Source organism: Clostridium amylolyticum (genome assembly GCF_900142075.1).
GTDB lineage: Bacteria > Bacillota > Clostridia > Clostridiales > Clostridiaceae > Clostridium_AA > Clostridium_AA amylolyticum.
Genome location: NZ_FQZO01000003.1, coordinates 38,636 through 53,959, shown reverse-complemented (window position 1 = coordinate 53,959; position 15,324 = coordinate 38,636). Strand labels below are relative to the sequence as shown.

Here is a 15,324-nt window from a genome sequence, read left to right as displayed (position 1 = left end):
GTCTTAGGCTAACGGTTGAGGCTATCAGCCCCCGTATCGGACTTTCACCGACAAGCATACGCCCATGCTGTGAGCACAAGCAAAACCGCCTTTGCTGTGGCAAGGGCGGTAATAGATTAATTGACTATTGTTATTTTGTCTGATAATAAATATGTGTTTTTATCAAAACAGATATTATAATTTTTTATCTTTACATCTTAATAATTCTCCAATTTACTCTCTAAATTAATTATTAGATTTTCAACCTCCAATACTACTGAATCTTCATTGTTCTAAAATAAAGAACCGTTCCACCGCTTACCAAATACTAAGCTAATGTTCTTTCTCTTTCTCAATTTTACCATATAATACCATTAGCGGGATAACATCTTATGAAAAGAAAAGCCCACAAGTATTGCAAATACCTGTTGGCTAATAAATGTTAGCTTCAATTTGATAATCACTGCAGAATTTTAAATATGCAGTCTTGTTGTTCTCTAAAACCTCATACTCTATATGCTTAATTACACTTATGTTTTTATTAGTTATTATGCACTGAGCTTATTAAATTTTCAGCAATAGCTTTAACTAAAGTTTATAATTTGAAAATGAAATACTATTACTTTACTTGATTTTAGATTGTTTCTATTTTAGTGGTTATTAGCCTTTTACTCCCCTTTTTTTGAAATAATTATTTTTAACAGCTTTTTTGCCGTCTTATTTTCTGAATCAATAAGTATCACCTTATTAACCCAATTGTAAGCATTATCTAAGTCATTAATCTTATAGTAACAATGTGCAATATTCATTATATTATTAGAATCATTAGCATCTAGATTATTGTACATAAGAAACTTTTCTAATGCTTTAGCATATTTTTTCAATATAATTAAAACTAATCCCATATTTTTAATAGCGTATTTGCAATTATTATTATATTTATATGCAAGTTCAAACTCATTAAATGCCTTTACATACATATCTAGTTCAATATAACACGTTCCCAAATTAAGATGAGTTTCTGATTGTGTATTATCTATATTCAATGATTTTATATAACATTTTATAGCCTCTTGATATTCGCCTACTTCATAATAATATATTCCTAAATAATAAAATGCATCTTCGCTATTATGATTTACAGCAACTGCTTCTTTAAAACATTCTAGTGCATTTTCAAACTGGCCCAATTTTAAATATGCCCTTCCTAAGTTGAAAATTGGTCTTTCCCAATCATGGCACTTTTCTAAAATATTATTAAATATCTTAATAGCTGAATTAACTTCCTCTAACTCTAAATAACAACACCCAATATAGTTTAAACTATCAAAGGATTCTTCGAATTCTAAAGATTTTTCAAATGCAACTAATGCTTTTTCATATTCTCCGCTCATATAATAATTTTCAGCATCCGCATAATAATTATTAAAAGTCAATTCATTAATCACTCCTCACTAGTTTTATTATCATAAACCAACACCTATCTAGTAATCAATAATTTAATATCTTATTAACCCATTTATGGTATTACAGCATTCTCAGGTATTGTCCACCAAAGTGGAGGAAGTAAAGATGGTAACATTCTTACAACTCGATATGCTATATATGTTCCACCAACACCAGCACCAACTTTTAACGGCATACTAATATTGACGCTTGGAGCACTCTTGTAGAAGTTTTTGTTTTTTAAATCCTTAAAACTTTTATTGTCATCATTCCTTCCACCTTCTTTTCCTCGATGCAGTTCACGTCTTACTGCTTCATTTTTAGACCTATCATTTCCGAATGCACTTTTAGTTTCTCTACCTTCTCTTTCCTTTCTATAGCTATTTCCAAATTGTCGCTTTAGCTTTACATTATCTTCATACTCTTGCTCATATTGTTCTTCATCCTCCCATCCGCTTGCTTCATTTCCTTCATCATCCACTATTTTTTGCCTAGCAAACCCATCAGAATCACTATAATTTATTGGATTATCCTTACAATATGCAAACAAGTTATGTGACAACAACTCACCTGGGTTTCCTATTAGTGCATCAGCATTAATAAACCTACCCCACTCAGGATTATAGTATCTACTTTGTAGATAGTACATCTGAGTCTCCACATCATACCTATACCCTCTATACCTATAAGGATTCTTATATCCAACATGAGTTACAGTATTAGTTACATTAACACCATTCTGATCTTTAATGCTAATAAGCTTTCCCCATGAATCATAGGTATACGAGGCAACAGTAACTCCATTTTTATCGAATAAACCTATAACGTCCCCCTGAGCATTTCTAATATAGTAATACTCTACACCATTGAGATTCATTGAGGCAAGTTGTCCAGCAGCTTCATAAGTATAGTATATCTTATCTGTACCATTATCTTCAAATACTACCTTATCTCCTGATAAATAGTATTTAGTGTTTACGTTATTTACAGTCTTTTCTATCCTTATACCTTCATCATTATATTTGTAACTGGCAGATAGTCCATTTCCTGATATGGATTTAAGAGCTCTTCCTCTTTCCCATGTATAAGTATAATTATTATAAGTTTTAGGATTACCTATTTCATCATAGGTTATAGCTTTTCCATTATAACTTGTTAGCTTGTCCTTCCAATTTGAGTCATAGGTATATGAATTTACTGAAGTTTCCGTGGTTGGTATACCTGTTGAATAAGAATACTCTTTTTTGCTCTTTATGTTTCCACCATCATCAAAACTATATACTATAGTTTTGTTTAATACTTCATTGTCTTCTCTAACAAGCTCGTTAAGCTCATTATAATAATATTTTATCTTTTTATTATTTTCTAATATAGTTTCTATATTGCCATTTGCATCGTAGGTATACTGTATCTCCTTCCCATTATTATTTATTGCGCTTATCATTGTAGAGCTTGAACCGTCAATTCCAGCCTTGTACTTATAATTTGTTATAAAGCTAGTTTTTCCTGTGTTCATTGATTCACTTGTTAGTCTGCTTATAGCATCGTAAGAATACTTTAATGAGTTTCTATTAAAGGTTCCATTAACGTTATTAATAATTTCACTACTGCTTAAAACCTCTGAACTATTTATAAACTGCTCCATTACTCCATTTAGGGAGAATTTGCCTGTCACCTTGCTGCCTAAGGATGTAAGTGTGTTGTTAAAATCCATAAAATCCTTAGTAACCGCTGTGTATGTCTTATCATTAAGATATACAGAAACATTTAAATCTCCATTAGATAACTTCCAGCTCATAGCGGCATTGTACCAAGTATTAGGAGCTATTGTTTCATTAGTGCTTACTACATCAACTTCTTTTCCAGAAGTATTTAGTACAGAAACCTTTAATTTATTATCCTGCGCTACATAAAGATTAATCCCAGCTCCTGTAGTAGCTTGATTAGATATAATATATCTTTCTATTCCTTGAATCTTTGTTTTAAATCTAATCCCCATGGTTCCAGATGATTTGTTGACTCCTAGTTTATAAGAGGCTTTAGAATTTTCCTCTGCTGATAGTACCGTTTTTCCTTCATCTTTTATCATTCTCAGACCTTCTTGATAAGGGTCTAAGATTACTTTTACCGGTGTTACAACAGCATTACCTGTACTGTCAAAAGCATAAACATGAGTATTATATTCACCGAACTCTAAATTATGGTCTTTCCTATTAACATGATATACATATTCATTTTTAGAATTTGCATCTAATTTTGGCCAAGTTTTAGCCATATCATCTTGGCCATTTCTTGTTGTCCAGGTAGGGAACTCTACTTTTGTTATTGGGAAGTCTCCTTGTGTCACCTTTGCTATAACATCAAACCCTTCGGAGGTTACATTTGCAATATTCGCTGTACCATTTAAAGCTGTCCTATTTACATTATTCGTTAATGCTGCAAAAGCAGACTTGCCAGATGAGTCCCATACATAAATATGGGTATGATACAACCCATACTCATTATTATGTTGATTTCTATTTACTCTATATCTGTAAGTTTTACTTCCATTATAATTAAAAATTGGCCATGGATTTGTTATATCATCTTGCCAATTATGGTCCGTCCATGTGGGAAAAGCAATTTGAGTAACATCATACTGCCCTGGATTAACTGTTGCTTCTACATCATAACCATTACAATCAGAATTTATAACCTTAGCTGTTACTGATAATTCTGAATATTTTATAGTAATACCGCTTAACGGGATAGCTATTACGTTATTAGCTGAGTCTGTTATATAAATGTGGGTGGTATAATTTCCATATTCTCCTTTATGGTTAGTTCTATTAACTCTAAAAGAGTATGAGTCAGTTCCATTACCAGGGGTTTCATACCAAATTAAATCATCTTGTCCATTATTTTCAGTCCATGTTGGAAATTGAACTTTCGTTATAGCATTAGGAGAAGATTTTAATTTAACTATTACGTCATATCCATTTGCATCAACATTAGTTGCATAAGCCTCAGCAGATAAAGGAGAGGAAAATAAATCTGTACTTAACGGAATACCAATTACATTTCCTGCTTTATCATTTACATAAATATGACTATTATACTTACCATATTCATTTTTATGCTCATATCTCTTAACTCTGTAAGTATATTTTGTACCACTAATATCGGTTATATAGTGCCATTTTAAATCATCCTGCCATCCTAAATCTGTCCATGATGCAATTGAAATTTTGTCAATGGGAATACTTCCATGGATTAAATTAACCTCTACATCATAGCCTTCGGAAGTTACATTTTTTATATCTGCCCAAAAATTAAAATTAATTTTTGGATCTTCAAATAAGGGTTTACTTCCCCTGGTTCCCACTCCAGTTCCATTCAATGGAAACAACTCTGTTTCCTTGCTGTTCCCCATTCTATTATAATTAACTTCAGTTATTCTATTATCTTTATCATAGGTATAATCGGTTATATATCCTTGATTATTTACTTTATGATTTATACTGTTTATATTACTATTAAGATCATATCTAAAACTTGAATTTAGTCCTCTTGAATCTATTACTTGTGCTAATCTACCAGAAATATCATAGGTATAGTTTACATTATAACCATTAGTAATGTCCTCTAGCTTTCCAATTAATCCATTAGAATTATAAGAGTATCTATAAGTACTGCTATTGTTATACTTTCTTATGGAAAGTCTATCATAGCTATCATACTCATTTATTACCGTATCCCCATTTCCATAAGTAGATTTCAGTAGGTTTCCATTTTGGTTGTCGAAATTATTTCTTATAAGTGGAGTTAATGAATTATTAACAGCTACGGATTCAACATTCCCAAAAATATCGTAGTTGAAATTGTAATAATATCCGTTATGATTTACTTTTTTAATCATATCTTTATCATAATCATAACTATTAGTTATTGTTTTTTTAACCTCTTGTTCAGTACCATTATTAAAACTTTTTTCTGTTATCTCTTTGGAAACTGTTTTTATCCTTTTTAAAGGATCATAGGTATATTTAGTGCTTTTCTCCTTAGCATCTACAGCTTCTTCCAAGGTACCATTTGATGAATTATACTTATAATTTATCTTATTTCCAGAACTATCTGTTAAAGAATTAATGTAATTTCCATCAGCAGTATAGGTAGCAGTAGATTTTATAAATAAACTACTGTCCCCAACCTTTGCAGTTTTGGAGTTACCATAACTATCATATTCAAAGGAATATACTATATTTTCAGCTGATGTAGCCTTTTTCAAATTATGCTTGTCATCATATTCGTTATAGTTAAATTCATTCCCCTTTGGATCTATAGATTTTACTAAATCATTTGAAGAGTTATATTTAAACTCACTATTAGTTTTATTTAAGTTGGATGAAGAAATCAAATTTCCATTTGCATCATATCTATAGCTTTCCCCAAACTCCTCTTTGTAAAGTTGAATTCCATCAAATGCTGCTGTATTTGCATTTTCAGCGTAGTCTAAATATATATCTATTCTGTCATAATCATCATCTGCTTTAAATATATGTGAAATATACTGCCAATCTAGTGAATCATTATTAAAACTCACACTTTCCCAATGTGGACCCTTAGAACTAATAAAAGCTAACTGAACTCCGAAAAATCCATCTGGAACCGGTTCACCTCTTCCCCATGCTCCCAGTGTAAATATATCCCCTTTTTTTACCTTTACATATAAACTTTGTCCCAGTCTTTTTGCAACACCATTTTTACCTGTAACTTTTAAAACTTCATTGCTTAAATTTGATGGATGCTCTGGATCATTTATTACAGTTAGCGAATCATTATCTTCTAATCCATGAGCTCCCCAATAGCTGGGTAAAGCACCTGTGCCATTTAAATCTCCATTTTCTATAATATTATATCTGTTTGCAGTATCTCCTTCCTCTAGTTGAGCACAATCAAAATAAGCTGTTCCGCTTTCACTTGTAAGCTGCACTCTTAAAAACACATGATTATCTTTAGCGTCTATTGGAACTGTAAAAGTAGTAGATACTCTTTGCCAATCATTTGTACCAAAGATGGTATTATATGAAGATGGAATATAACTTCCACTTGAATTTTGATAATGCGCTATAACATGAGCTCCTCCATTATTTTTAGAAGTAATATTATAGGTTTTAACATACGTAGAAAAAGTATATGTCTTTCCTCTCTCTAACCTTACCCCTTGTTGAAAAGACTTATAGCCGTTATTGTCTATCTTGTTAATTTTTACTACTCCACTTCCCATAAAAGCTTCTTCATCAGTAACTTCTACTTTGCCATCTCCACCATGTGCATCTATCTCCCAATCTCTAGAGGACTCAAAACTATGGTTTTTCAACATATTAATTACACTTTTTTGAAGCTTAGATTGTAAAGTTAGTTTAGTAGAATTTTCTGGTTGATTAAACCCATAGTATAAAGCACTGCCATCAGGATTTTTTATACTAACGGTTTTTCCTCTATTATCAAATTGATAAGTTTCTTTCTTCCCTTTAGAATCTTTAAAAATTGTGGTATTGTATCCGTATGAATAACTTATTTCTTCACCAACAGTTTTTTGATCAGTTCCCAATTCTTTTACTTTTTTTATCCTATTTGGAAGTGAATCATAGTACTCATACATTATTTTGTATCCGCTAGTATTGGAAATCCAATCTATTCTATTATCTAAAATATAATGATAAGTAGATATACTTCCATCAGCATACTTGATAGATATAAGCTTATTACCTTCGTACTGATAATTTATTTTAGAGCTCCCATCATTTATTTCTATTAATCTGCCTTCGGGGTCATAGGTTAATACGGCCTTTCTCCCTGCACCATCAACAACATTAATAAGCCTTTCTCCAGAATAAATTAGTTGTTGCTTATTTCCGTTCTTATCTACCAAAGAATCTAATTTGCCTGATAAATCAAAATTTACTTTGTTGTTTTCTTTATCTTTAATGGTTATGGTATTATCCGAATTTTTTGAAAGATAAAGCTCTAATCCTAATTCTTCTTTGTAGGGTTGAGTTCCAGATACTTTGAAATAGTGCTTGGTTCCATCTTCATCTGCATATTGATAATACTGATTATTATTAATGCTTTTCAAATCTACTCTTTGAGATAGATTAAGTCTCCACCCTATCCCATATCCAATATTTATATTTCTTTCATTATGATTAAAAATGTGCTTTATGCTTAATGGCATCCTATTTCCTGTAAGAGTTAAATCTTCATGTATAACAGAGAGGTTTCCAGTATAATCGTTTACATGGCTTGTCCCAGCTCTCCCAATATCTTGAGAGTGATAAGTCCAATAATTTTCAAGGCCAGCATTATTTACATAAACAATAGTAACCGCTGGTCTTGCAGTTGCAAAGTCATCATGAATATCTGCAGACCAAAATGCTACATTTCCTGAAGACTCATTTTCAGCTTTAAACATAATTCCATTATTAATTCCAGTACTATACCATTCTTTAACTATAGAAGTAATATTCCAAGAGAACCACTTTTGACCGCCATTGTCCACCATAGTGTAATCTTCAACTTTAGGATTATAAGATGGTTTGTTATTCCAAAACAATCCTGGTATATTCCAACTTCCTGTTACCTTATGAGCATTAATCTGAGCTGTTCCAGAACCTACCCCACTAGAAAGTAAGTTTATAGTTCCGTCAATAACCATATCTGAGGTGCTTATTTCAGGTAAGGTGAATTTTAAGTAAGCTCTTGTTATACCTACATTTCCCATATTTCCAATTCTTAAGTATTGATTATTATGCTTATCCTCAGTATCAAAAGAAGCAACAAATGTATCTTTAATTTCATATCTTTTAACGGAGGTTTCTATAGGAGGATCTAACGTTATAGGATACACTCTTGAATCTTCATTAAGCCATTTTTCATCTGGAATTATTGTAATATTATATCCATCTTTAAATTCCTTAACTTTAAACTCTATATTTTCACTATAATTATTGTTTGAGTCATACATAAAAGGCTTTTGCAGTGCAAAAATTTTTATTGATGGATTCTTTTTATCATAGAAGGAATAGCTATTATCTTTTTCCTTTTTAAGTATTAGATTTTTTGCTTTAAAATTAAAACTAAAAGAAGGCGCCTCTATTTTTTCTTTTAATATAATATCTTCCTTTAGCTTATCACCTATAAGTCTGTAGTTTATGTCAACACTTGGAATAATGTTCTCATAGCTTATTCCAGAAATAGCTTTTTCAGCATTCTTTTTCTTTTCATTGTGATTAATTTTTTGTTTAAGATTCTCCTTTTCTTTCTTTGACATACTTTTATAATTCTTTACATTTTTAAGTTTTTCTTCTGAAGCTTTTTCTAAGGTTTTTTCTGAATTTTTCAAGTCTTTTTCTTTAATTAAAGGCTTAACTTTATCTTGATTCTCAAGGCTCCAAGATAATTCATAACCATCTTTATTCAATCTGACTAATTCTTTAGATTTATTATTGGATAAAAACTCAGCCTTAAAGGAGTTGTTACTGTTTTTATATATCTTATTATTATCCTTATCCAATTCTTCAACTATTGTGTTATCAATTTCTTCCCATTTACCATCCTTGTTATAATGCACTGAATATGGATAAATTGCTAATTCATATGTAAAATTATCCTTAATAAAATATTTTATATTCTCTTCACGTTTTTCATTTATCTCACCAAGTATTAACCCTTCCGTTATATCTTCATTGTTTTTATCTTCTGTTAACTTATACTCATCTTTCCATAAACCTTCTGTAGCCTTAGCTGTTATGGGTATAATATTAATAAATATAACTGAAGCAATAAAAATACTTAATTTTTTAAAAACATTTGACATTTTATTCCCTCTTACAATATTTTTCAATTGTTAATAATAATATTAATTTTACATTAATACATATTATTACATTTATATCCATATAATAACATTTAACAGCTTAATAAGCAATATTTTATTATTTATTACAATAATTAACTAAATAAATATACAAACACTTATTTCTCCCTTTTTATCTTCCAATTTTCCACAAAATTTACTTTTCTTTAAACAAAGAATAATAGAAAAAGTCTGCATCAGATTTTTTAATGCAGACTTGAGTTATTTTGAAAACTTATTTATTTTATAGCCTTCCAACTACTTGTCCATTTATATCTAAGTGCATAGCATATATAATTACTGCTATAAACATAATTGTTGTGGTGCCTCCTAGAATAAAGTCAAACTTAATAATAAAATATTTATAGCTGCAACTATTTATGATATTAATTTATCTAATAAGTGAAAATCCCGGGAAACTATTTGCGAAAGGGGGATAAATGGGTGGAAAATGAACTTCTGGTTAAAAGGGCTATAAAAGGAAGTAAAAATGATTTTGCCCTATTAATTCATCAATATAAGAATGAATTATATAGGATTGCATACATATATACGAAAAATCAAGATGATGCCTTGGAAGCCATAGATGAAACTACTTACAAAGCCTATATATCCATTAAAAAACTTAGAAAGTCTGAGTTTTTTAAAACTTGGATAATTAGAATATTGATAAATGAATGTATAAGTATTCTAAGAAAAAAGAACAAGATTGTATTAGAGAATGATAATAACAAATTTGAAGTTACCTATGAGGACAGCGATTTAACCTTTGATTATGAGGAACTCTACGAAGCTATAAATACTTTAACGGATAAACAGAGGACAGCTATAGTTCTTAGGTATTTTGATGACTTAAAAACCTCTACGATATCGGAAATAATGGGTATACCAGAAAATACTGTTAAAGCCCATATTAGGCGTGGCCTATTATCTTTGAAAAAAATATTAAAGGAGGAAATTATTTATGGATAATAATTTATTTAATATAGAAATTCCCACAGAAAAGTTAGATGCAACTATTAATCATTCCATTCAACGAGGCGAAAGGTACCTTAAGCATAAAAAGTTTACAAAGGCAGCTATGGCAGCTCTCTTTGTAGGAGGCTTCAGCCTATTAAATGTCGCAAAGCCTGCTTTAGCCGAAAGCATTCCCGTTATAGGAAAAGTTGTTCAACAATTAAATACTTCCTTGGGTATTAATAAAGATTACAGAGATTATGATAAATACGCTCAAACTATCAACAAATCTTCAAAAGATAATGGAATTGAAGTGAAAATTAATGATGCTATACTAGATAATCAAAACAACTTAATGCTATCCTATGAAATTAAAAGTGATAAAGGCTTTAGCGAAGATGAAAAGAAATATGTTGAACTTAATAATACATCCCTGCATTTAGGCGGGATAAATAGAGTTGATTTTCAGCCTAATTATAAAATTTCATCTAAGAAAGCTATGGAGATCATCGGTGAATTATCTAAGGACGGTAAGATGCTTTCCCTAACAGAAAAAGGAGGATACGTTCCTGGAAAATTTACAGATAACAATACCTTTGTAGGCATAGCTCAATATGACTTATCTAGCTTCAAGAACGTTCCGCAGACATTTAAGATAAAAGCAGACATAAATAACATAAAATTTAGCTATGATCCGCTTAAGGACTTATCAGATTTATCTCTAAAGGAAATTTCAGGGAATTGGAACTTAGAATTCACTGTAAAAAAATCCAAAATTGAAAATATTAAAACCATAAATCCAAACGTAAAATCAGAGCATGTAATAGTAAAAGATATAACCATAACCCCCTTTACCACAGATATTTCTGTAAAAATAGACTTTTCAAAAATAAATAAACTTAAAGTTGTGGATGAAAATAACAAAGAGTACACCAACTACAACACCATTAACAAAAAAGAAACAGACTCTAATTTTTCTGACATAACTTTTAGATTTATAGATATTAATAAGGATGTTAAAAATTTAAAATTAATATTTTTAAATAATAATGGTGAAGAGGTGTTCTCTTCAGTGGTTTCTATAGAATAAGCTAAAACTAAATAATGTCTATTACTATAATTTTTACACTATCCAACAAATGCCACTGCCCCTGGGACACTCCCAATTAATGGGAGCACCCCAGGGGCGGTTACATTTAACGGTAATTCTTCTATACCTTCTTATTTCCAGTAATAAAATCTATAAGAAAAACTACTACAGAGGCAACTAATAAGATATGAATTAACCCTCCGCCTACTTTAAAGAGAAATCCTAATAGCCAAAATAGTAATACTATTCCTCCCAGCCATTTTAAAAATCCCATATACATCTCTCCTTTGCTATTTTCTTATAATATCTACTATGTTCTTTACCAGTTCAGTGCCTATGCTTATATATTGAGCAGCAAGTTCTGTTTTTTCTGTTACGTCTACAGCGGTTTTTGTAACAGCTGCTCCTACTACATCTACAGTATCGGTGACAGTGTCTACGCTACCTTTTACATCTAGAACTATATCATTCACATTATTTACTACCTGTGGCACGGCTTCTGTAATTTTATCCACATTTTTAGCTATTTTAGGAAGGGTGGTGACAACACTATTTATATTTTCTGTGTTAGCTTCTATAAGCTTGTTTAAGTTTTTAACAGTGGAAGTTACATTTTTTAAGGTTACTATAAGATACACGCATACTCCTGCAATAAGTAGGAATAGCAGTATTAAAAACATATCTTTAAGGGATATCATTATATCCATATTACTTGTTTCCTTTTTTAATTAAATCCAACCTATTTAAGGTCAGATTTAACCTCTTTTATGGTGTTCTTTATATCTTTTGTAGCTTCCTTAACATCTTCCTTCACTGCTTCTCCACCGTCTTTTAAATCATCCTTAACATCAGAAGCTTGTTTTTTTACTTTATCCACTTTATTTTTTCCTTCTTCCAACGCTTCTTCTACTACAACCTTAGTCTCTCCTACCTTATCCATAGCCACAGAAGCCACTTCATCTGCAGTTTCCTTAAGAGTGTCCGCTATCTTTTCACTCTTATTTTTTATATTCTCCACCGTAGCTTCAGTTTTTTCTTTAAGGTTATCCACTGTGTCTTTGTAAGTATTTTTTATATCTTTTCTAAGGTCTTCACCCTTTTTAGGAGTGGTTAAAGCTGCAGCTATTGCCCCTATACCTGCACCCACTCCAACCAATGCAATATTTTTTAACTGTTTCTTTCTTTCTATCCTTTTTTTCTCTCTTTCAAGTTTATTCATTAATTCTTTGTATAACATAATAAAACCTCCTAATTTCTTTTTGTATATTTATAACTCCCATTAAAATCACATTTCTACGTTTTTCTTATAAACTTATTATATCACTAGTTATTATCTTATAATGTGAATTATCTTTATAACCTTTATTACTGTTTTGTAAACTTAGGAAAATTTACATACATAACCCCAAAAAATGTCACCACCCCTGGGGTGCATCCATTTTATAGGAGCACCCCAGGGGTGGTGACATTTTTTACCATTGCATAAAAGACGCTATTATAGCTTGTACGATTATTATGTTACCAAGAATCTTTTTCTTGGTGATTTTTTAATTTTTTCATAGAGTAAACTGCAATATATTAAAAGCTTATATATTATCTAACTTGATGCCTAGTTCCTTTAAAGTTTTTCCTGCTGCCCCTCTATCCCCTATGATTTCTATATATTCATCATTACTTAATGGGTATAAAACAGTTTTCTTTAAAATTAATCCTTGTTGTTCTTTATATGCATGAAAGGTATTATCCTTGTCTACTGAGAAGGACTTGGAATTTTTATTTTTAGCAATTAAATAACTATTTCCTAGGTAATCTTTTGCTTTAAAATACTTACTGCTTTCACCGGTAATAAGACATCTTATAAGTATTAAATTTTCTTCAGAAAAATTCATTTCTTTAACCATAACTCCCACCCTGTCACTGTTCATAAGTAAATTTCCTATAATAACACATGCTAACATTATAAATTTATACTCTTTTTAAATATTATAATATAAAATATTAAACTGTACACTTATTTTAATCGTGCAATAGCTTAATTTCTTAATACTTGTTAAAATAAACATATTTAAATTCACTTTAATTCATGTAAAAAATAATGAAAGTAAACACAAGAATTAGAACAAACAAAAATATAGGACAAACAGTACTATTTAACTATCTATCCTATATTTATTATACTATATTTAATTATATAAAACTATTTATTATAAAAATTTTTATATTAATTTTTATAAATATAGTTTCAAGCTTTATAATATGCTTTCTACAGCTTTAACCAATTCCTTTGCAACATATTCTGCATCTTCATTAGTTAATGTAGAATATAGTGGTAAAGTTATTTCATTAGCATATTGAGCAAAGGCATTAGGATAATCTTTTATGTCATATCCTAAATTTTTATATAAAGTAAACATAGGGAGTGGTATAAAGTGTACATTTGTAGCTATATCTTTCTCAGCCAATTTTTCAATGACTAAATTTCTCTTATCCTCACTAAAGCCTCTTAGTCTAAGAGGATATAAATGATAACAAGTTTCTATATCTCCATCTTTTTGAAAAGGTAGCATAGCCCATTCTTTATACTTTAACACTTCATTATATATTTCATAGTTTTTCTTTCTTACAGCTAGAAGTTCAGAATATCTTTCTAATTGCACTAGGCCTATAGCCGACATTATGTCTGTCATATTACATTTAAATCCATCAGTTAATACATCATATTTCCAAGCTCCTGCTTTCATTTTGGACAAGGCATCTTTAGATTGTCCGTGAAGTGATGTATATTTAAACTCTTTATATAAGTCTTCATGGCCTTTAAAGTTATTATTATTGTAAGTTATAGCGCCGCCTTCTGCAGTGGTTAAATTCTTTACAGCATGATAGGAGAATACGTGGAAATCCATTTGTCCTCCTACGGTTTCCCCTTTGTATTTAGCTCCAAAAGAGTGGGCTGAGTCTGAAATTAGAATTATATCCTCACGATTTTTAGCCTTTATAACTTCTTTTACAGCATCATAATCCACAGGCATACCAGCAAAATCTACTGTCATAATAACCTTGGTTTTAGGAGTTATAGCATTGAATAACTTTTCTTCATCCATGAAGAAGCTGTCTTTCTTTAGATCTACAAAAGTTGGCTTTATTCCTCTGTGTACACCTACATTAGAAGTAGAAGTATAGGTATAAGGAGTGGTTAAAATCTCATCTCCAGGTCCTATATTAAGAACTTTTAATACTAATTCCATTCCCGCGGTAGCACTGTTAACTGTTACAGCATGATTTGTACTACAATACCTTTCAATTTCTTTTTCAAACTCATAAGTTTTAGGTCCAGTAGTTATCCATCCTGATCTTAATACCTCAACTACTGCTTGTATTTCTCTTTCTGTAATATCCGGTGGTGAAAATGGTATTTTTTTATTCATATTAAATTGCCTCTTCTTTCATTTAATACTATTTATCTCAGCCATTTTGGGAAAGTAGAACTAAGTAATAGAGCTATGCTGCTCTTAAAATTATAGAAAGGCTCTCACAATTTAACATCATTAGCTTTGTTCCTAAAAAAGAAATAAATAACTTGTTAATTAATGCTATGATTTTACCTATGGTAATTATGATAGAACCGCTAAAAATTTTACTTGTAATATCTAAGACGTTTTCTTTTAAATTTATAAAGCATATAGATAAGTGATTAATGTATTAAATCTACTTAAGTAAGGAAACTTTATTAATAAATTAGAAAAAATCAAGAAAAACACTTATGAAAGCCCACCTCAGAACTTCAATAAATTTATATCTTTTTTCAAAAGTTAAAAGCTTTTCAGAAACACTAAATATTTGAATAGAGAATTTTAAGTTATCAAATTTAATTTCAATGGAAATTAAATGGAACTACCCCAGGGGCGCTTACAATAAATGTAATTGCCCCTGGGGTAGTTCCATTTAATACCAATTT

9 protein-coding genes are annotated in these 15,324 nt (G+C 30.3%); 2 read left to right on the top strand and 7 right to left on the bottom strand.

What is annotated here, in order from left to right:
- Positions 1-647 precede the first annotated feature (647 nt).
- Complete coding sequence (locus tag BUA82_RS07675; protein ID WP_073006327.1) at positions 648-1,415, bottom strand: tetratricopeptide repeat protein; 768 nt, start codon at positions 1,413-1,415, stop codon at positions 648-650.
- A gap of 83 nt (positions 1,416-1,498) precedes the next feature.
- Entirely contained in the window at positions 1,499-9,283 is a 7,785-nt protein-coding gene (locus tag BUA82_RS07670; RefSeq protein ID WP_073006325.1) for a GBS Bsp-like repeat-containing protein, read from the bottom strand.
- Positions 9,284-9,766: 483 nt separating this feature from the next.
- Here BUA82_RS07670 and BUA82_RS07665 point away from each other — a divergent pair, with 483 nt between their 5' ends.
- Together BUA82_RS07665 and BUA82_RS07660 are read left to right on the top strand one after the other, a co-directional pair.
- A complete protein-coding gene (locus BUA82_RS07665; RefSeq protein WP_073006323.1) occupies positions 9,767-10,294 on the top strand; it encodes a sigma-70 family RNA polymerase sigma factor in 528 nt (175 codons plus the stop codon).
- Positions 10,287-11,369 (top strand): DUF4179 domain-containing protein, encoded by a 1,083-nt coding sequence (locus BUA82_RS07660; RefSeq protein ID WP_073006321.1) that lies wholly within the window; start codon positions 10,287-10,289, stop codon positions 11,367-11,369. Before BUA82_RS07665 ends, BUA82_RS07660 begins: the two co-directional genes overlap by 8 nt.
- Positions 11,370-11,490: 121 nt before the next feature.
- On the opposite strand, the gene BUA82_RS20445 is transcribed toward BUA82_RS07660, so the two are convergent.
- The 5 genes from BUA82_RS20445 to BUA82_RS07640 form a co-directional block, all read right to left on the bottom strand.
- Positions 11,491-11,643 carry a lmo0937 family membrane protein gene (locus BUA82_RS20445; RefSeq protein ID WP_143148596.1) on the bottom strand — a complete coding sequence of 51 codons (153 nt, stop codon included), beginning with the start codon at positions 11,641-11,643 and terminating at the stop codon, positions 11,491-11,493.
- 16 nt (positions 11,644-11,659) lie between these two features.
- Complete coding sequence (locus tag BUA82_RS07655) at positions 11,660-12,076, bottom strand: hypothetical protein (protein WP_073006319.1); 417 nt, start codon at positions 12,074-12,076, stop codon at positions 11,660-11,662.
- Positions 12,077-12,108: 32 nt separating this feature from the next.
- Positions 12,109-12,606 (bottom strand): YtxH domain-containing protein, encoded by a 498-nt coding sequence (locus BUA82_RS07650; protein WP_073006317.1) that lies wholly within the window; start codon positions 12,604-12,606, stop codon positions 12,109-12,111.
- A 349-nt stretch (positions 12,607-12,955) separates the two neighbouring features.
- On the bottom strand, positions 12,956-13,294 hold the full coding sequence (locus BUA82_RS07645; protein WP_143148595.1) for a hypothetical protein: 339 nt from the start codon (positions 13,292-13,294) through the stop codon (positions 12,956-12,958).
- Positions 13,295-13,618: 324 nt separating this feature from the next.
- The gene (locus BUA82_RS07640; protein WP_073006313.1) at positions 13,619-14,794 is read right to left on the bottom strand and encodes a DegT/DnrJ/EryC1/StrS family aminotransferase; all 1,176 of its coding nucleotides are present in this window, start codon (positions 14,792-14,794) and stop codon (positions 13,619-13,621) included.
- Between the last annotated feature and the right edge of the window lie 530 nt (positions 14,795-15,324).